Here is an 18,618-nt window from a genome sequence, read left to right as displayed (position 1 = left end):
AAGGCTGGGGAGGCTCGCCTCCCCAGACCCCTCATATCTTTGCAAGAATCTGGCGGGCCGCGATGACCGAGGGTTTGTCGTCGCCGCCGTGCAGCAAGGCCACCGCCTCTTTCAGCCCGGCGCGTTGTTGAGCGCGGACGGTTTCATCATCCATCAGGCCTTGCAGTGTTTTCTCTAACCTCTTGGCCGTACACGCTTCTTGGAGCAGCTCAGGCACCACCAAGCGGTCGAGCAGAATATTGATCATGTTCACAAAACGCCGCCCGGGCAGCAAAACCCGGCGGAACAGGAAGGCCGAGGCGGGATTGACCTTGTAGGCCACGAGGTGGGGCACTCCGGCTAAGGCCAGTTCCAGGCTGATGGTGCCCGAGGCGGCCAAGGCGGCGCGGGCGGCAGCAAAGGCATCGGCCTTTTCCTCCCCGCCCACCACGCACACCGGCACCGGCCAGTCGCGGGTCTCGGCCTCCAACTTGGCGCGCAGATGGGCCAAGGTCGGGATCACCACCTGCAAGTCGGGCCGTCCCGGCGCCAGGGCCCGCACCACCTCGGCAAATACCGGAACCAACCGGCGCAACTCGCCTTTGCGGCTGCCGGGCAGCACCAGCAAGATCGGAGCGTCCTCGGCCAAGCCATGGCGCCGACGAAACGCCGACGCATCGCCCCGGTCCAGACCGGCCTCAATCACCGCATGACCCACATGGGAGGCCTGCCCGCCGTGGGGGGTGAACAAGGCTGGCTCGAACGGCCACAAGCACAACAGGTGCTCGACCCGCGTCGCCACTGCCTTGGCGCGCCCGGCCTTCCAGATCCAGACCATGGGGGCCACGTAATGGATCCGCTGCGTGGCCACGCCCTGGTCGCGCAGGGCCGCCTGCACCCGGCCGGTAAAGCCCCAGGAGTCGATGGTCACCACCGCCGCCGGCGCCTGGGCCTTGATGTCGGCCACGGTTTCCTTGAGGCGCCGCATCAGGCGGACAGTGGCCGGCAAGACCTCGAGAAAGCCCATGATCGCCAATTCCCCCATGGGGATCAGGCTATCCAGGCCCTCGGCGGCCATTTGCTCGCCGCCAATGCCGGCGAAGCGGACCTCCCCTTGGGTTTCGGTCTTGAGGGCGCGCATCAAATGGGCCCCCAACTGATCGCCGGAGGGCTCGCCGGCGATGAGGTAAATCAGGGGAGCGGTCATGGGAGCATCTCCACATCGGCGGGAGTGAGGCCAACCAGGAACAGGCCCAGGGCATCGGCCCGGGCACGGACCGCCTCGGGATCAATCAGCAAGGTAGCCCCGGCCTCGACGCCGACGCCCCGCAATCCGGCCGCCCGCGCGTTGTCGAGGGTCCGGGGCCCCACGGCCGGCAGATCCACGCGACGGTCTTGTTGCGGCTTGCAGGCCTTGACCAAGACGCCGCCCCCCCCTTCACGGGCCAGACCGGCGCAGCGCTCCAACATGGCATCGGTGCCCTCGATGGCCTCCAGAGCCAAGGTCAGCCCCTGTTGGACCACCGCCCCCTGCCCCACGTCCATGGCGCCGATGGCGCGGGCCAAGCGAAAGGCATGGCGCAGGTCGCGCCAGCCCTGTTCATCGGGTTCAATGCACCCCAAAACGCCGGCCCCGGCCACCTCGCCGCCAATGACACTGTGCGGTGCCTCCACGACAAAGCCGTGGTGCTCCAACTCACGCACGATGGCTCGCAACAGGGAATCGTCACCCAGAGCCTGGGCTCCGACCCGGGCCAGAAAGGCGGCGGTCCGCCAATCGGGCCACAAGGACATCAAGGAGGTCAGACTCGGGCGACGCACCCAGCCAGCCATACACAGATGATGAATCTCCCGCGCCAGAAGACGCTCCGCCGCCTCGCCGGCCCGTCCCAGCCGGGTCCACACTTGGGGAATTTCGGCGGGCCACTGGGCCGGATCGGCTTGACCTTCCAGGCCGACCACCAGGAACGGGCGTCCCTGGGCTTGGCAGGCCCGCATCACGCGATGCGGCAGGTCGCCGCCACCGGCAATGATGGCAAGAGGCGGCCCCGCAGTCATGCGAGGTCGGGATCCTCGGGGCGGCACAGCCCGCGCGAGGAGTCGGCCTGCACGAACGCCAGCACCTCGGCCACGATCGCCGAGTCAGGATACTGCTGGGCCACCAAGGGAAGCTGTTCGGCCACGGCGCTCCCGGAAAACAGCAGCTTGGCCGCCCCCCGCAAGGCATGCATCTCGTCGCGGGCATAGCCCCGGCGCCGCAGCCCGACGATATTAAGACCGGCGAGATGAGCACGGTTGCCGATCACCGAGCCAAAGGGGATAACATCCGCCTCCACCCCGGTGACACCACCAACCATGGCCAGCTTGCCGATGCGCACGAACTGGTGAACAGCGGCGCCGCCCCCCAACACAGCCCAATCACCAATGTGCACGTGACCGCCCAACAGCACATTGTTGGCGATAATCACCTCATCACCAATGTGGCAATCATGGGCCACGTGCACGCCGACCATGAACAGGCCCCCGTTGCCGACACGGGTGATCATTCCCCCGCCCTCGGTCCCGGGGTTCATGGTGACGTGCTCACGGATGACGTTCCGCTCGCCAATCTCCAAGGTTGAAGGCTCGCCCCGGTATTTGAGATCCTGCGGCGGGCTGCCAAGACTGGCAAAGGGAAACACGGTGGTCCCGGCACCGATCCGGGTGCGTCCACTGACCGCCACATGGCTCACCAAGGTCACGCCCTCGCCCAAGACGACATCGGGACCGACGGTGCAAAACGGCCCGATGGTGACCGACTCGGCGAGGGTGGCGCGGGGATCGACCACGGCGGTGGCGTGAACGCTGGGCATGCGAAGTCCTTATGACCAAAAACGAGCTGACTCAAAAAAGGCGACGCAGGCTGGAGCCTACCTCTCCTCGTCGGCGATCATGGCGGCGAAGGTCGCCTCGGCTACGATCACGTCGTTGACGCAGGCCTCGCCCTGGAACTTCCAGACAGCGCCCCGATTACGAATTTTGGTCACGTTGAGATGGAGCTGATCCCCCGGAACGACCGGGCGACGGAAGCGGGCATTCTCGACGATCATGAAATAGACGAGCTTGCCCTGAGCCGAGACCCCCAAGGCATCAACCACCAGCACGCCGGCGGTCTGGGCCATGGCCTCAACGATGAGAACCCCGGGCATGACCGGTCGGCCGGGGAAGTGCCCCTGAAAGAACGGCTCGTTGATGCTGACGTTTTTAATACCGGTTCCGCTGGTGCCGTGCACCACGTTGATCACCCGGTCAACCAGCAAGAAGGGATAGCGGTGGGGGATCATGTCCATGATCCGACCGATATCAATGGTTGTCTCGCCGGATCCAACGTCCTGTGCGTCAGCCTGCGCCACTTCTGTCATCCGTTAGGGTCCTCATCAGCGGGTTCGCGCCCCGATCGCGTCCGGTCTGCCATGTCAGAGGGAGAGGCCCCGGAAGCCGGGAGGCGACGCCCCCTGCCATGCGCAGGGTGTGCGCCGCCTTTGTTACGGATCCGCCCTGCGACGTCAACCGTCTGTGGATCAGTCTTCAGGTCTTCCGGGCCCCGAACGAGCGGGAAAGCTTATTTGCCGTCCTGGGACGGGGCCGGCAGTTGCTCCGGGTTGGGGAAGGTCACCTTGGGCAGGTTGGTATCCACCCGCTTCAGGACCTCGTCGGTCATGTTCATGCGGGGATCGAACAACAACACCTGGGTCTTGTAGAGGACCAGATTGACGCTGCGTTCGCTCGCTACCTGATCCGACACGCGAATGACCATGTCCTGGATCTCGCCCAGGGACTGGGCCATGGCGCGGTCGAGATTCTGGCGCAAGGTGGTGAAGCGGACCTGGAAGGCGCCGACTTTCTTTTCAAAGTCCTGGCGCTTTTTCTTGAAGGACTCGCTGCCCTGGTCGGTTTCCCGCGCCAAAGCGGCCTGGGCGTCATGGAGTGCCTTTTCCTCTTTCTGCGCCTGGGCCTGATAGGTGGCCAGATACTTGTCGCGCTCGGCACGAGCCTGCTTAGCCGCGGCCGAGTCGGCGAGAATTTTCTGCACGTCGATCACGCCGACCGTGGAGTTGGGAAAGTCCTCGGCCAGGGCGGCGCCCATCGGGAGGGAAACAAACAACAGAGCCGCGCAAGCCAGCCGCCGCGCGCCTTTCAGGGATCCCATCGTCAGAACCTCGATCCAAAGGAAATCCGAAGCAGTTCGGTTTCATCAAACGACTTTTTGACCACGGGGAAACCCACATCGATGGCGATGGGGCCCACGGGCGAGACCCACGTCACGCCGCCGCCAAAGGACAGGCGGGGCGACGTTGAGGCATCAATCAACGAAGAGTCGAAATCATCCGGTCGGCCAATCATGCCGAAATCAGAAAACAGACGCCCCGACAACCCAAGATCATCGGGTAGCCCCAGGGGCACGCCGATCTCGACCGTGCCGGTACTGACCCAGTTGCCGCCGAGGGCATCGTCGGTGCTGCTATCGCGAGGACTGGCGCCGGCCGCGGCAAAGCCACGCAGATTGGATCCGCCCAGATTGTAGCGCTGGTTGATGTTAACATCCTTACCTAACCCAACAATATACCCGGCCTGCCCGCGCACCGAGAGGGACCACGCCGGATTCCAGTCGAGCCAGTCGCCAAGTGGCGCGTAGTACCCTGCCTTGAGGTCGGAGCGCACGAAATATTCCGTGCCCCCCAAACCGGCGATATCGTTGCCCAACGAAACGAAGTAGCCGTCCTTGGGGTTCAGCTTGCTATCACGCTTGTCGTAGGTCAGCGTGTGTCCGACCAGGGAGACCACCGTGTTGTCGGGCTGGTTGCGAATATAGACGGACGCATCATCATCGACGTCGATGATGTCCGTATACTCGGCGTTATAGCGGAAGGAGTGAGACCAGCTCTCGTTGTAGTTATACCCCAGTCGCAATGCCGTGCCGATGGAGCGATAATCGTAGGAACTTTCGTCCGTCAGATCGCGCTCCAAAGCATACACATCGACCCCCGCCTTGAGGCGCCGGTCCAGGAAGTAAGGCTCGGTAAAGCTGATATCCACCTGGCTGCGACGCTGGGCCCAGGAGACGGAGGCCTTCAGATCCTGGCCTCGTCCCAGGAAGTTGCGCTCACGCACGCCCACTTCGACCAAGGCGCCAACCGAGCTGGACCAGCCCACGCCAAAGGAGACTTCGCCCGTGGATTTTTCCGCCACGTTGATTTTGACCACGGTTCGATCCGCCGCGGTGGGCGACGGCTCGTTGGTGACATCCACCTTCTCGAAATACCCGAGATCTTGGATGTTTTGGCGCGAGCGCCGCAGCTTGGCCGTATTGAAGGCGTCTCCTTCGGCCAAGGACACCTCGCGTCGGATCACTTCGTCGTGGGTGCGCATATTGCCGTTGATGTCGATCCGCTCGACAAATACCCGCGGGCCCTCGTCGATCTGGAACGTCATGCCGATGGTCCGAGCCTCGGGATCGCGTTCCACGCGGGGGCGGACATCAACGAACGCGTAGCCCAGGGTTCCCACCTTATCGGTGAGTTTTTGAACGGTCTTTTCCACCTTGTCGGCGTTGTACCAATCTCCGGCCTTGAGATCGAGTTCGGCGCGCAGGACCTCGGGGTTCAGGGCTTCCAAGGTGGTCTCGACATTGATCTGACCAAAGCGGTAGCGCTCGCCTTCCGACACGGTAAAGGTCAGAAAGAAGCTCTCCTTGTCCGGCGACAACTCGGCCACGGCCGACTTGACCTCAAAGTCGGCATAACCATGCTTCAGGTAATAGCGGCGCAGCAACTCGCGGTCATAATTCAGGCGGTCGGGATCATAGGAGTCGGTCGAGGACAAGAAGCGATACCACGCAGACTCGGAAGTCTCGACCACCTCGCGCAGGTCAGCGTCGCTGTACTTCTGGTTCCCGATAAAGGCAATGCGCTTCACCGTGGTGGAAGGGCCTTCGTTAATCTCGAAGACGAGGTCAACCCGGTTTTGCTCTTGCTGGATGATCTTCGGCTCGACCGACACGGCATAGCGGCCGGAGCGGCGGTAAAGCTCAAGAATACGCTGAACGTCTTCCTGGACCTTCACCCGGGTATAAACAACGCGCGGGCGCAACTGGATTTCTTTTTCCAGGGCGTCTTGTTCGATCCGCCGGTTCCCCTCGAAGGCGATCCGGTTAATGATAGGATTTTCCACCACCTTGACCGTCAAAACGCCGGCGTCCTGATTCATGGTCACATCAGAGAACAGACCGGTTTCGAACAACTCCTTCAAGGAGCGGTCCGCCTTGGCCGGGTCGTAAGGCTCGCCCTCATGGAGGCTGAGATAGGTGCGCACCGTTTCGGATTCGATGCGCTGCGTGCCTTCAATCACAATACGCTGCACGACGACACCGCTGACACCGCCCGTGGGCGCGGCGGCTCTTGTCTGCGCCAGCGCCGCCTCGGGCCCCAGGGCCACCGCTCCGCCCAGCGCAAGGACTCCCAACCACCCGGTGATTCTTGTCACGGCGTCCCCCATGATCTGTTTTTCGGCCTCCCGCACGTTTCCCCGGGCCGGCTTACGCGAAACAAACGGACCTTACCCCCACAAGCCCTTCAGCCCCAAGTCATTCCAGGTGGCAAAGAGCATGAGGGCCACGACCAGCGCCAACCCGACCTTAAGCCCCATTTCTTGAATCCGCTCGGTCAGGGGACGCCCCCGTAAGGCCTCTATGGTGTAAAACATCAGGTGTCCGCCGTCGAGCATGGGAATGGGAAAAAGATTGATGAGACCGAGGTTGGCGGAGAGCAAGGCAATAAAGACGATCAGATCGGCGACACCACGCTCGGCGGCCTGTCCTGAGAACAAGGCAATCCGAATCGGCCCTCCCAGCTCGCTGGCGGAGCGAAAGCCGCTGATCATCTGTCCGACATAGGTCAAGGTGTCGGCGGAGAGGGTCCACGTCTGGGCGACTCCCTGCTCCAGGGCTTGCACCGGACCCAGACGGTGCACGTCACCGGGGGAGAGTTTAATCTGGATCCCCAACTGCGCCATTTTGACCGTGTTGCCCAGGCCGTCGTCGTTGTCCACGAAACGGGGCTGAACCTCGACCCGCAGGGGCTGGCCATCGCGCACCAAGCCCACCTGCATGACTTTCCCATCGGACAGGGCGACCCGGCGCTGCACGTCTTGGAACCGCTCCACGGTCTTGCCGTTCAGGGCAACGATGCGATCGCCGACCTTGAGACCAGCCGCCTCAGCCGCGCTCCCTGCCAACACCGCATCAATCACCGGAACCGAGCGCGTCTGGCCATGAATCATGAAGAGGCCGGCAAAGACCAAAATGGCAAAAGCAAAGTTGGCAAGCGGCCCCGCCGCCACAATGGCCGCGCGCTGCCCGACCCGCTTGTGATGAAAGCACACCGCCTTTTCCTCAGGCGTCATGGCCTCTAGATCGACCTCGGCGCTGCCGCTACTTTCGTCCGCATCGCCAAAAAAGCGGACATACCCCCCCACAGGCAGCAAACTCAAGCGCCAGCGCGTCCCGTGCCGGTCGGTGTACCCCAGCAGCTCTGGCCCCATGCCGATGGAAAAAACCTCCACCCGCACACCGTTCCAGCGCGCGACCAGAAAGTGTCCCAGCTCATGCACGAACACCACGACGGTGAGGACGAGAAGAAACGCAAGGACAGTGTGGAAAATTTCGGGCATGGCTCTCGTTTCAGCCCCCCCGGGGGGCGCGCCAGAACAGGCGGACAAAAAGAGGAGCCCCCGGGCTGGGGACCCCTCCCTCATGTAAGAAGGTTTTTAGGCAGCCGCCAGACGCTCGGCATGCCCCGCCGCCAGACGTCGAGCCTCGGCATCGACCGCAAGAACGGCCTCAAGCGCCGACACCGCTTGGTTGCCCAAGGGCCCGGCCATGACCGCGTTCATGGTAGTCTCCACCACCGCCGGAATATCGAGGAAGCCGATTTGCCGCCCCAGGAAGGCCGCCACGGCCACCTCGTTGGCCGCATTCATGGCCGTCGGCGCGACCCCGCCGCGCGCCAGGGCCTCGCGCACGATGCGCAGCGCCGGGAAGCGCTCAGGATCGGGATCGCGGAAATCCAACCGAGCCTGGGCGGCCAGATCCAGGCGCGGCACCGGGGCGTTCATCCGGTCGGGCCATGCAAGGCAAAACGCAATGGGTGTGCGCATGTCGGGCGAGCCCAACTGAGCCAGTACCGAGCCGTCCACGTAGGCCACCGCCGAGTGAATCACCGATTGTGGATGGACAAGAATGCGGATCCGATCGCCCGGCAGGCCAAAAAGATGATACGCCTCAATGAATTCCAGGCCTTTGTTAAACATAGACGCGGAATCGACACTGATCTTGGCGCCCATCGACCAGTTGGGATGGGCGACAGCCTGCTCCGGGGTCGCCAGGGCCATGGCCTCGCGCGACCAGTCACGGAACGGCCCGCCCGACGCGGTCAAGATCAGATGATCAATGCGCTCAGGCCGATCAAAATCAAAGACCTGGAAGATGGCGTTGTGTTCCGAATCTACCGGCAGCAAGGTGGTGCCATGGCGCTTGACCTCGCGCATGAACAGGTCGCCCGCACACACCAAACACTCTTTGTTAGCCAGGGCCACGGTGCGTCCTTGAGCGACGGCGGCCAGGGTGGGCGCCAGACCGGCAGCGCCAACGATGGCGGCCATGGTCCAGTCGGCTGGGCGTGCGGCCGCTTCAACCACCGCCTCGGGTCCGGCAGCAGCCTCGATACCACTGCCGGCCAAGGCGGCCTTCAGCGCCCCATACGCCTTGGGATCGGCCACCACGGCCACCTCGGCGCCCAGGTCGCGGGCCTGAGCCGCCAGGGCCTCGGCATTGGCATTGGCGGTGAGCGCCACCACCCGATAGCGGTCCCGGTTGCGCGACACGAGGTCGATGGTGCTCTTGCCGATGGACCCGGTCGATCCCAGAATCGTGAGACGCCTGGGTGCGCCGGTCGCCGCCTCGTTTACTGCCATAGGGTTACTCCCCCCTCCAACAACGCCACGATCAAGGCCACCAGCGGAGCCGCCGCCAGCAGGCCATCCATCCGGTCGAGCACGCCGCCATGTCCGGGAATGATCTGGCTGGAGTCCTTGACGTTGAAGCGACGCTTCACAAAGGACTCGAAGAGGTCACCGGCCTGGGAGATCACCGCCAGCCCGGGCCCCAGCACCAGCACCCACAGGGGCGCGTCGATACCGGTCACGAACAACAACACACCCCCGGCCAAAAACGCCGAGGCCACGCCGCCCAGCAAGCCCGACCACGTCTTGCGCGGGCTGATGGCGGGCGCAAGAAGGGGGCCGCCCAGGGTACGCCCGGCGGCATAGGCGCCGCTTGTCGGTGGCCCAAACCACGGCCAGACAGCCAAAACAGGGTTTCCCAGCCGCCTAGCGGCGCGCAGCCACACCAGCGAGAGCAAGGTCACCCCCAGATACACAAGGCCGGTTAGGGTCCAAGCGCGCACGGTCCCGGCGGTGCGATCGAGCCACGCGATCACGGCAGCCGCCACGGCCAAAAGTCCGATCGCTGCCCCCGGTGCCTCGCTGGCCAGCAGGCCCACCAAAGCGAGGGCGACGGCCATCACCCAGCCCGACGGGCCGAAGCGCCCATGGCACAACCGCGCCCATTCCCAGCCCATCAAGGCGCCGCCCAGCGCCCCTAAAAAGCCAAACCACGGCGACCCCGCATAGGCCGCCAGAAGAAAGGGGGGCGCTAGGGCAAGCGCGGACAGCACACGGGTCTTGAGCACGCGGGACTCCCTTGGGATAAGGCTCGCGCGCCGCGCACCGACGCGCCCGAAACGAGCGGGCTCACAGCCCGCCAAAACGCCGCTCGCGGTTTTGGAAATCTTCAACCGCGGCGGCGAGTTCCTTGCCGTTGAAATCAGGCCAGAGCACGGGCGAGAAAATCAACTCGGCATAGGCCATTTGCCAAAGCAAAAAGTTGCTCACCCGCTGCTCGCCGCTGGTGCGGATCAAGACATCGGGGTCAGGCAGGTCGTGGGTCAGCAAGGCGCCCGAAACCGTGGCTTCGTCGATGGCCTCGGGATCAAGACGCCCTTGCGCCACGGCACGGGCCAGGGTGCGAACCGTGTCCACCATTTCCTGGCGCGCCCCATAATTGAGGGCCAAGGTCAGGTGCAGACCGGTATTGGCGCTGGTCCGGGCTTCGGCATCCCCCAGCAAGGCTTGAAGATCAGGGGAAAAGCGATCGCGCCGCCCGATAATCCGCAATCTCACATTATTCTTCTCAAGATTGCGAACTTCGTTGTTCAGATAGAGCCGCAACAGGCCTAGGAGATCCCCCACCTCACCTTGCGGCCGCTTCCAGTTTTCCGAGGAAAAGCCGAAGAGCGTCAGATGGGTGACACCCAAGCCGGGCGATGCCTCCACAACCGAGCGCACCGCCTCGGCTCCCTGGCGATGGCCCGCGGTCCGAGGCAACCCCCGGGCACGGGCCCACCGACCGTTGCCATCCATGATGATGGCGACATGAAAAGGGGAAGCCGTCCCATCGGTGGGAGCAAGGAGGGGATCCATTGTCATCAGACCTGCATGATCTCCTGTTCCTTCGCTGCCAAGGCTTCATCAAGGCGCTTGATAGCATCGTCGGTCATGGTCTGGATCTCGCCCGAGAGCTTCTTATGCTCATCTTGGCTGATCACGTTGTCTTTTTCCATCTTCTTGAGATGGTCCATGCCATCGCGGCGCACGTTGCGCACGGCCACGCGGGCCTGCTCGGCGTACTTGCCGGCGATCTTGCTCAGTTCGACGCGGCGCTCCTCGTTGAGGGGCGGAATCGGCACCCGGATGGTTTGACCATCGGTCGCGGGATTAAGCCCGAGGCCAGCGTCGCGAATGGCCTTGTCCACGGCCTTGACCATGGTGCGGTCCCAGACCTGAACGGTGATCAGGCGGGGCTCGGGCACACTGACCGCAGCCACCTGATTGAGGGGGGTGGCTTGGCCATAGGCCTCAACCATCACCGGGTCAAGCAGGCTGGTCGAGGCGCGCCCGGTGCGCAAACCCGCGAATTCCTTCTTCAAAACGTCGAGAGCCCCCTCCATGCGGTGCTTCAGATCGGCCTTGAGGGAAGCGGGTTGGGCAGCATCAGCGGACACGGCACTCACTCCTGATCACGATCACAAAGGATTTCGGTAAAGCGACCCCGCCGCGACAGCACTTCGCCCAGGGCCCCCGGACTGTGCAGCGAGAAAACGACAATCGGAATGTTATTGTCTCGCGCCAAGGCAATGGCGGAAGTATCCATCACCCGCAGGTCCCGGGTCAGGACCTCGGTGAAGGTCAGGCTCTCGAAGCGCTGGGCGGTAGGATCCTTGTTGGGATCGGCGCTGTAAACGCCATCCACCTGGGTCGCCTTCAAAAGCGCATCACAGTTCATCTCGACGGCCCGCAAGGCAGCGGCGGTGTCGGTGGTGAAGAAGGGATTGCCGGTGCCGGCGGCGAAGATCACCACCCGGCCCTTTTCCATATGACGAATGGCGCGCCGACGGATGTAGGGCTCGCACACCATGGACATGGGAATGGCCGACTGCACCCGGGTCTGCACGCCTTTCTTCTCCAGAGCATTCTGGATAGCCAGGGCGTTCATGACCGTGGCCAGCATGCCCATGTAGTCGGCGCTGGTGCGGTCCATGCCCTTGGCCGCGGTGGAAACGCCCCGAAAAATGTTGCCGCCGCCCACCACTAGGCACACCTGAATGCCCCGCGCGTGAACCTCGCGGATTTCCTCGGCCACTCGCTCGACCATCTCCAGGTCCAGGCCGAACTCGCGATCGCCCAGCAGGCCCTCGCCGGACAGCTTCACCAGTACTCTGCGGTAGTATTCCGTGCCCACAACGCGGCCCTTTCTGTAATCCTTGGCAAAGGCCCGCTCTGCGGTCGGCTCCAGCCCGGGGCCACCGATCGCGCGGGTCCTTGGGAGAGACGCCCGGGGATGGATCCCCGGAGGATCTCGTGTCCGGTGATCCGCGCGCTGCCGGGCGGATCATAGGGGAGAGGCTGGATCAGGCCAACCCCGTTTTGACCCCACCGCTTTTGACAACGGCCGCCGGAACGGTGTCCGGCGGCCATGTCATCAGGCGCACAACGGGAAAACGACGCTTAACGCGCGAGCTGCGCCGCCACTTCCGCCGCGAAGTCGGTGACTTCCTTTTCGATCCCCTCGCCCAGCTGGTAGCGCACGAAACCAGCCAGGGTCACGGGAGCGCCCAGCTCCTTGCCAGCCTTCTCGAGAACCTGGGAGATGCGGGTCTCGCCGTCGATGACGAAGACCTGCTCGGTCAGGACCACTTCCTCGTAGAACTTGCGCAGGCGGCCTTCGACCATCTTTTCGATGATGTTCTCGGGCTTGCCGGAGGCGCGGGCCTGCTCGGACAGCACGGCGCGCTCACGCTCGACGGCGGTGGAGTCCACCTCGGCAACCGTAGCATACTGCGGGTTGGCGGCGGCCACGTGCATGGCGATCTGACGGCCGATCTCATCGAGCTTGGCCGGATCAGCGGCCGAGGACAGGGCCACCAGCACGCCAATCTTGCCCAGGCCCGGACGCACGGCGGTGTGCATGTAAGCCGACACCACGCCTTGCTCGACCGTCAAGGCGGCGGTACGGCGCAGGTTCATGTTTTCGCCGATGGTGGCGATCAGGTGGGTGATCTGCTCGGTGACGGTGCGGTCGGTGCCAGGCACGTTGGTCTGGGCCAGGGCCTCGACGTTGCTGCCGGTGGTAAGGGCGAGTCCGGCCAGGGTTTCGACAAAGCCCTGGAAGATTTCGTTGCGCGCGACAAAATCGGTCTCGGCATTCATCTCGACGACGGCACCCGTGGTGCCCTCGACCTTCACGCCGACCAGACCCTCGGAGGCGGTGCGGCCGGCCTTCTTGGCGGCGGCGGCCAAGCCCTTCTTGCGCAGCCAGTCGATGGCCGCTTCCATGTCGCCGTTGGTCTCGGCCAGCGCCTTCTTGCAATCCATCATGCCGGCGCCGGTCTTTTCGCGCAGGCCCTTGACCAGGGCGGCAGTGATCTCAGCCATGGGAGTCCTCTTTTTGACGATGGTCGTTTGTGCGTGCGGGGAGCGCATCGCCGCCGTCCGGGCCGTGGCTCCGGCCGGCGCCTCAAAAAGAGGGCGGCGCTCGCAGCGCCGCCCGTTCAGGATGTCTAACCCAATCGGCTCGCCTTCGGGCCGGTGGGAGAAAAAGGCGTCTTAGGCCTGGAACTCGCCGTCCTCGGCGCCCTGATCGGCGGCGACCAGGGTTTCGGCGGGCAGGGCCTCGGCCTCGCCCACGTCATAGCCCCGGGCGCCGAGCTGGGCCTGGATGCCGTCCAGAATGGCACCGCTCATCAGCTCGCAGTAGGTCTGGATGGCGCGGATGGCGTCGTCGTTGCCCGGGATCGGGTAGGCGATGCCATCGGGATCGGAGTTGGAGTCGATCACCGCGACCACCGGCATGCCGAGCTTGTTGGCCTCGCTCACCGCCAAGCTTTCCTTAACGGTGTCGATGATGAACAGCATGTCGGGCAGACCGCCCATGTCCTTGATCCCACCCAGCGCCAGCTCCAGCTTGGCGCGCTCGCGGTCAAGATTCAGCTGCTCCTTCTTGGTCAGACCCTGAAGGTCACCCGCGGCGAAGCGCTCTTCCAGATCGCGCAGACGCTTGATCGAGTGGGAGATGGTCTTCCAGTTGGTGAGCATGCCGCCCAGCCAGCGGTGGTTCACATAGTACTGGCCGCAGCGCCGGGCGTGCTCGGCGACCACGTCCTGGGCTTGGCGCTTGGTGCCGACGAAAAGAATACGCCCGCCAGCCGCCGCCACATCGCGCACCGCCTGCATCGAGCGGTACAGCAAGGGCACGGTCTGCTGCAAATCAATGATATGAACGTTGTCGCGCTGGCCATACAGGTAGGGCGCCATCTTGGGGTTCCAGCGGCGCGTGTTGTGGCCAAAGTGACAGCCGGCCTCGATGAGCTGGCGCATCGTGAAAGTGGGCAGAGCCATGACCGAAACTTTCCTGTTTTCCGGTTTATCCTCCGCGGGGGATTGGTCGGACAAGGTCCAGACACCGGATCGGCCGTGAGGCCGCGACTCCCCGCGTGCGTGATGGGCGGCTCTTTACCCCGCTCGCCGACCTTTGGCAAGAGGCTCTTACCGCCTTACATCCTCGCCGCCGGACTTTTTGACAGGAGACTAAAGACATGACCGCCAGCCTTGACCCCACCGCGCCCTCTTCCTTGGGGCCCGACCCGCTGGCTCCCGATCTTGGTGTGATGGCCCACCGGCGCTTGGAAGCCATCGGCCTCGTGGCTCTGCGCCTGGGCCAGTTGCTCATGGAAAGTGGCGCGCGCTCGGGCATCGTCGATACGGCGACCACCAGCCTCGCCCGTGCCCTTGGCGCCGCCGACGCCGAGGCCCGGGCCGGCTACGCCTCCTTGACCCTGACGGTCCGCCATGGCGTCAACTCGATTACCCGCATGGTCGGCGTCGGTCCCCACGGGGTCAATCATCGCTTGGAGCACGCCCTGCGCTCCCTCGTGCGCCGGGTGATGGATGCCCCCGCGCCACCGGAAACGGTCCAGATCGAGATCGAACGCCTAGCCCGCGAGACCCCCCGCCATCCCCGACTCCTCACCGCCTCGGCCGTCGGACTCGCATGTGCCGCCTTTGCCCACCTGCTGGGCGCCGATCCCCTGGGCGTGGCCGCCGTGGCCCCGGTGGCCGCCCTCGCCCAAGGTCTTCGCGTCGGCTTGCATCACCGCAAGGTCAACACGTTTCTGATTGCCTTCTTCATCGCCTTCGGCAGCGCGGCCGGCGCCGGCGCCTTGGCCCGACTCCTGGAGAGCACGAGCGTCGGCATCGCCATGGTGGCCGCGACCTTGCTGTTGGTGCCCGGCGTGCCCGCCCTCAACGCCTTGGGCGACATCCTGGAGGGCCACCCCACCTTGGGCACGGCCCGTCTGGTCGCGGTACTCACCCATCTCATCTTTCTTAGCATCGGCTTGTGGACAGCGAGTCTGGTGGTCGGCTTGCCCTTGGTGCCCGGAGCCTGATCCTGTGACGCAGCCCATCGCCAGACCCTCCTTTTTCTATTGATGAACCAAAGAAAGCGGGAGGCCGCAACATCACCCCAGGCGGGACCCGGGCCAGCAGCCCCACGCTCCCAACGCCAGCCCCCTCGCTCCCCAAMGGAAAACTCCACGATGAGCGCACTCTTGCTGAAGATTCTGGCCGGCGCGGTGGGCGCTGCCGGGTTTGGTCTGTTGTTTAACATCAGCCTGCGCGCTTTGCCCTGGGCGGCGGCGATCGGTGCCTTGGCGCTGTTGGTGCGCTCGCTCGGCTTGCTTCAAGGCTGGCCCCTGGAGGCCGCCTCCTTTGCCGCCGCACTCGCCGTGGGCGCCACGGTGCAAGCCCTGCACGCCCAAACCGGCATGGTGCGAAGCGCCCTGGCCGTCGCCGGCTGCATCCCCTTGGTGCCCGGCGGCATTGCGGCCCAAGCCATCTTGGGCTTGTTCGCCCTGACCACCTTGCCCCCCTCCCCCGAGATTGTCGCCGAGGTCGGCCAAGCCTGTGTGCGGGTGCTGTTCACGTTTGGAGCCATCGGCATCGGCGTGTCACTTCCCTTACAACTCTTTCGCCGCCGCCTTGATTTATGAGCCCGGTGTCTTTCAGAACGACTCGAAACTGAAGAGATCCAAAGGGTTAGACATCACCGGTGCGCCTCTTCCCAGATCGGGTTGTCACAGAACATTCATCTGCCTGTCACAAACGTGTTGCCGATCCTGACTACAGTCCGCCTCACCCCGGCGGACCAAGACCCGCTGGACACAGCCCCTTGCGGGCATCCCCCCAAGGTCATGTGACCCCTGGGTCATTTGGCAAAGGCCAATTGGAGGCAAAAGTGATCAGGAAGACCCTCGCTCTGGCGGCCGTTGCGGCCATCACCATGGCTGGCGCCGCCGAGGCCCGCGATCAGATCCGCATTGTCGGCTCGTCCACGGTGTTTCCGTTCTCGACGACGGTGGCCGAAAACTTCGGCAAGACCACGAACTTCAAGACCCCGGTCATTGAATCCACGGGCACCGGCGGCGGGCTGAAGCTGTTTTGCGCCGGCGTGGGCGTGGAGCACCCGGACATCACCAATGCCTCGCGACGCATCAAGACCTCCGAGGTCGAGACCTGCGCCAAAAACGGTGTGACCGAGATCACCGAAGTCAAGATCGGCTTCGACGGTATCGTGCTGGCCAACGCCAAGACGGCGCCGCTCTTTGACGTGAACAAGAAAACCCTGTTCCTGGCGTTGGCCAAGGAAGTTCCGGTGGACGGCAAGTGGACGGCCAACCCCTACACCAAGTGGAGCGAGATCGATCCGAAGCTTCCGGCGGTGGAAATCGAGGTTCTGGGACCGCCGCCGACCTCGGGCACCCGCGACGCCTTCGTTGAGCTGGTGATGGAAGCGGGCTGCGAGACCTTGCCGGAGTGCAAGGAGTTGAAGAAGACCGACGAAGCCGCCTTCAAGAAGGTGTTCGCCTCGGTGCGCGAAGACGGCCGCTACATTGAGGCCGGCGAAAACGACAACCTGATCGTTCAGAAGCTGGAGAGCAACACCAAGGCTCTGGGCATCTTCGGGTACTCCTTCCTGGAGCAGAACGCCGACAAGATCCAGGGCTCGCGGGTGGATGCGGTTGATCCGACCTTCGAAAACATCTCTTCTGGCAAGTATGGCGTGTCGCGTTCGCTGTACTTCTACGTGAAGAAGGCCCACGTCGGCACCATCCCCGGCATTCAGGAATTCGTGAGCGCCTTCACCAGCGACACCGCCTGGGGCCCCGAGGGCTACTTGGCTGACAAGGGCCTGATCCCGCTGCCCGACGCCGAGCGCGTCGAGACCGCCAAGAAGGCCCAGGCGCTCGCCCCGCTGGCCCTCTAAAACTCTGACAACACCGGCCCTGTTTCCCGGAAAAAAGCCGGGAAACAGGGTGTTGTCCTTATCCCCGGGTTAGGCGCGTTTTTCCGGGAACGGCGTGTAAAATCTGTTGTGGGTGGGTGTTGTTTCTGGTCAATAGCGGCCAGACAATAACCATCCCCCCGCCCCGAGCCGCCCCGCGCGCGGCGGTTTTTGGTGACATGGTTGCCCTTTCCTTCTCCGTTCGGACGGCGTGAGACGCGATGAACACCCTGCTGCTGATCCTGACCGTGGCCGCGCTTGCGACCATGTCCCATGTTTTTGGATCCCGGCTGGCACTGCGCAAGGCGGGACCCCATCCCGTGGTGCTGCATTCGCTCCCGGGATACCATGGCCTGTACGTGGCCCTTTGGTGCGGCCTGCCCGCCCTGGCCCTGATCGTGCTTTGGCTGGTGATTGAACCCCTTGTCGTTCATGAGCTGGTGCTTTCGACCCTGCCGCCATCGTTGGTCAACGATCCCTCGGGCCAGCCCCTGGATCCGGCGCGGGTCCGCCTGCTGATGAACGATATTGCCAACGTGGCCGCCGGCAACATCTCCTCGTCAAGTGATCCCGCCGTGGTCGAGGCCGGCCACTATCGCGCGAGCCTGGAGACCATCGCTTATTGGTCCATGGCTGTTTTAGTGGTGTCGTTGGCCCTGGCCGGGGCCGCCTGGGGGCTGCGAGCCATCACGCCGTCGCTGCGCGCGCGCAACGCGGTGGAAAAGGTGGTGCGGGTCTTCATGATCACCTGCTCGACGGTGGCCATCCTGACCACCATCGGCATCGTGTTGTCCCTGGTGTTCGAGAGCTACCGCTTTTTCCTCAAGGTTCCGGTCACCGACTTCCTGTTCGGCCTTGAGTGGAGCCCGCAGATGGCGATGCGCGCCGATCAGGTGGGCTCGTCGGGGGCGTTTGGCGCGGTGCCCTTGTTTGTCGGCACGGCGGTGATTGGCGCCATTTCGCTCCTGGTCGCGGTACCGGTGGGCCTGTTCTCGGCCATTTACATGTCGGAATACGCCGCGCCCAAGTTCCGGGCCTGGGCCAAGCCGGCCCTGGAAATTCTGGCGGGCATCCCCACCGTGGTCTACGGCTTTTTTGCTGCCCTGACCATGGCGCCGGCCATCCGCTCGTTTGGTGAGAGCGTGGGTCTGTCGGTGTCGTCCGAAAGCGCCCTGGCCGCCGGTGTGGTCATGGGCATCATGATCATTCCTTTTGTCTCGTCGCTGTCCGACGACGTGATTTCCGCCGTGCCCCAGGCGATGCGCGAGGGGTCGCTCGGCCTCGGCGCCACCAAGAGCGAAACGATCCGCCGGGTGGTGATCCCGGCCGCCCTGCCCGGCATTGTGGGCGGCGTGCTGCTGGCCGCGTCGCGGGCCATTGGCGAGACCATGATTGTGGTGATGGCCGCTGGCCTAGCCGCCAACCTGACCGCCAATCCCTTCGAGGCCGTGACCACCGTGACGGTGCAGATCGTGACCTTGCTGGTGGGCGACCAGGAGTTTGACAGTCCCAAGACCCTGGCGGCCTTTGCCCTAGGCCTCGTGCTGTTCTTCATCACCCTGATCCTCAATGTTGTGGCCTTGCACGTCGTGCGCAAGTACCGCGAACAGTACGACTGATCCCGTCCGCCCCGGCCTCCGGCGCAC

Annotated in this window: 18 protein-coding genes; 4 read left to right on the top strand and 14 right to left on the bottom strand. The window is 64.2% G+C overall.

Features of this window, described 5'->3' with window-relative positions; all coding sequences use genetic code 11:
- Window positions 1–31: 31 nt before the first annotated feature.
- The 14 genes from lpxB to rpsB all read right to left on the bottom strand — a co-directional run bounded on the left by lpxB (window position 32) and on the right by rpsB (window position 14,028).
- Window positions 32–1,186 carry a lipid-A-disaccharide synthase gene (gene lpxB, locus RSPPHO_RS01005; protein WP_014413424.1) on the bottom strand — a complete coding sequence of 385 codons (1,155 nt, stop codon included), beginning with the start codon at window positions 1,184–1,186 and terminating at the stop codon, window positions 32–34.
- Complete coding sequence (locus RSPPHO_RS01000; RefSeq protein ID WP_041793654.1) at window positions 1,183–2,037, bottom strand: LpxI family protein; 855 nt, start codon at window positions 2,035–2,037, stop codon at window positions 1,183–1,185. The genes lpxB and RSPPHO_RS01000 overlap by 4 nt, the downstream gene beginning before the upstream one ends.
- Window positions 2,034–2,831, bottom strand: a complete 798-nt coding sequence (gene lpxA / locus RSPPHO_RS00995; RefSeq protein ID WP_014413422.1) for an acyl-ACP--UDP-N-acetylglucosamine O-acyltransferase — start codon at window positions 2,829–2,831, stop codon at window positions 2,034–2,036. The genes RSPPHO_RS01000 and lpxA overlap by 4 nt, the downstream gene beginning before the upstream one ends.
- A 57-nt stretch (window positions 2,832–2,888) precedes the next feature.
- Window positions 2,889–3,380 carry a 3-hydroxyacyl-ACP dehydratase FabZ gene (fabZ, locus tag RSPPHO_RS00990; RefSeq protein WP_014413421.1) on the bottom strand — a complete coding sequence of 164 codons (492 nt, stop codon included), beginning with the start codon at window positions 3,378–3,380 and terminating at the stop codon, window positions 2,889–2,891.
- A 200-nt stretch (window positions 3,381–3,580) separates the two neighbouring features.
- Window positions 3,581–4,168 (bottom strand): OmpH/Skp family outer membrane protein, encoded by a 588-nt coding sequence (locus RSPPHO_RS00985; protein ID WP_014413420.1) that lies wholly within the window; start codon window positions 4,166–4,168, stop codon window positions 3,581–3,583.
- Between the two features lie 2 nt (window positions 4,169–4,170).
- Entirely contained in the window at window positions 4,171–6,513 is a 2,343-nt protein-coding gene (gene bamA / locus RSPPHO_RS00980) for an outer membrane protein assembly factor BamA (RefSeq protein ID WP_041796236.1), read from the bottom strand.
- Window positions 6,514–6,573: 60 nt separating this feature from the next.
- Entirely contained in the window at window positions 6,574–7,686 is a 1,113-nt protein-coding gene (gene rseP, locus RSPPHO_RS00975; RefSeq protein WP_041793653.1) for an RIP metalloprotease RseP, read from the bottom strand.
- 96 nt (window positions 7,687–7,782) lie between these two features.
- Window positions 7,783–8,988, bottom strand: coding sequence for a 1-deoxy-D-xylulose-5-phosphate reductoisomerase (locus RSPPHO_RS00970; RefSeq protein ID WP_014413417.1), 1,206 nt, complete (start codon window positions 8,986–8,988; stop codon window positions 7,783–7,785).
- The gene (locus tag RSPPHO_RS00965; protein WP_041793652.1) at window positions 8,979–9,764 is read right to left on the bottom strand and encodes a phosphatidate cytidylyltransferase; all 786 of its coding nucleotides are present in this window, start codon (window positions 9,762–9,764) and stop codon (window positions 8,979–8,981) included. Before RSPPHO_RS00965 ends, RSPPHO_RS00970 begins: the two co-directional genes overlap by 10 nt.
- A gap of 61 nt (window positions 9,765–9,825) precedes the next feature.
- Window positions 9,826–10,560, bottom strand: a complete 735-nt coding sequence (locus tag RSPPHO_RS00960; RefSeq protein WP_014413415.1) for an isoprenyl transferase — start codon at window positions 10,558–10,560, stop codon at window positions 9,826–9,828.
- On the bottom strand, window positions 10,560–11,081 hold the full coding sequence (gene frr / locus RSPPHO_RS00955; RefSeq protein WP_051013983.1) for a ribosome recycling factor: 522 nt from the start codon (window positions 11,079–11,081) through the stop codon (window positions 10,560–10,562). Before frr ends, RSPPHO_RS00960 begins: the two co-directional genes overlap by 1 nt.
- Window positions 11,082–11,140: 59 nt before the next feature.
- Window positions 11,141–11,872, bottom strand: coding sequence for a UMP kinase (pyrH, locus tag RSPPHO_RS00950; protein ID WP_014413413.1), 732 nt, complete (start codon window positions 11,870–11,872; stop codon window positions 11,141–11,143).
- A gap of 266 nt (window positions 11,873–12,138) precedes the next feature.
- Window positions 12,139–13,065, bottom strand: a complete 927-nt coding sequence (gene tsf, locus RSPPHO_RS00945; RefSeq protein ID WP_041793649.1) for a translation elongation factor Ts — start codon at window positions 13,063–13,065, stop codon at window positions 12,139–12,141.
- Between the two features lie 171 nt (window positions 13,066–13,236).
- Window positions 13,237–14,028: a 30S ribosomal protein S2 gene (rpsB, locus tag RSPPHO_RS00940; RefSeq protein WP_041793648.1), complete on the bottom strand. Its 792-nt coding sequence runs from the start codon at window positions 14,026–14,028 to the stop codon at window positions 13,237–13,239.
- 197 nt (window positions 14,029–14,225) lie between these two features.
- Here rpsB and RSPPHO_RS00935 point away from each other — a divergent pair, with 197 nt between their 5' ends.
- From RSPPHO_RS00935 to pstC, 4 genes are all read left to right on the top strand, one after another.
- Window positions 14,226–15,077, top strand: a complete 852-nt coding sequence (locus RSPPHO_RS00935) for a threonine/serine exporter family protein (RefSeq protein WP_014413410.1) — start codon at window positions 14,226–14,228, stop codon at window positions 15,075–15,077.
- A 150-nt stretch (window positions 15,078–15,227) separates the two neighbouring features.
- Complete coding sequence (locus tag RSPPHO_RS00930; RefSeq protein WP_041793647.1) at window positions 15,228–15,680, top strand: threonine/serine exporter family protein; 453 nt, start codon at window positions 15,228–15,230, stop codon at window positions 15,678–15,680.
- 245 nt (window positions 15,681–15,925) lie between these two features.
- Window positions 15,926–16,954 (top strand): PstS family phosphate ABC transporter substrate-binding protein, encoded by a 1,029-nt coding sequence (locus RSPPHO_RS00925; protein ID WP_041793646.1) that lies wholly within the window; start codon window positions 15,926–15,928, stop codon window positions 16,952–16,954.
- 239 nt (window positions 16,955–17,193) lie between these two features.
- Window positions 17,194–18,591 (top strand): phosphate ABC transporter permease subunit PstC, encoded by a 1,398-nt coding sequence (gene pstC / locus RSPPHO_RS00920; protein ID WP_014413407.1) that lies wholly within the window; start codon window positions 17,194–17,196, stop codon window positions 18,589–18,591.
- Window positions 18,592–18,618: the final 27 nt, after the last annotated feature.

This window comes from Pararhodospirillum photometricum DSM 122, assembly GCF_000284415.1.
GTDB classification, from domain to species: Bacteria; Pseudomonadota; Alphaproteobacteria; order Rhodospirillales; family Rhodospirillaceae; genus Pararhodospirillum; species Pararhodospirillum photometricum.
Note: the sequence above shows the minus strand (reverse complement) of the source record. Positions and strands in the feature narration are given on the sequence as shown.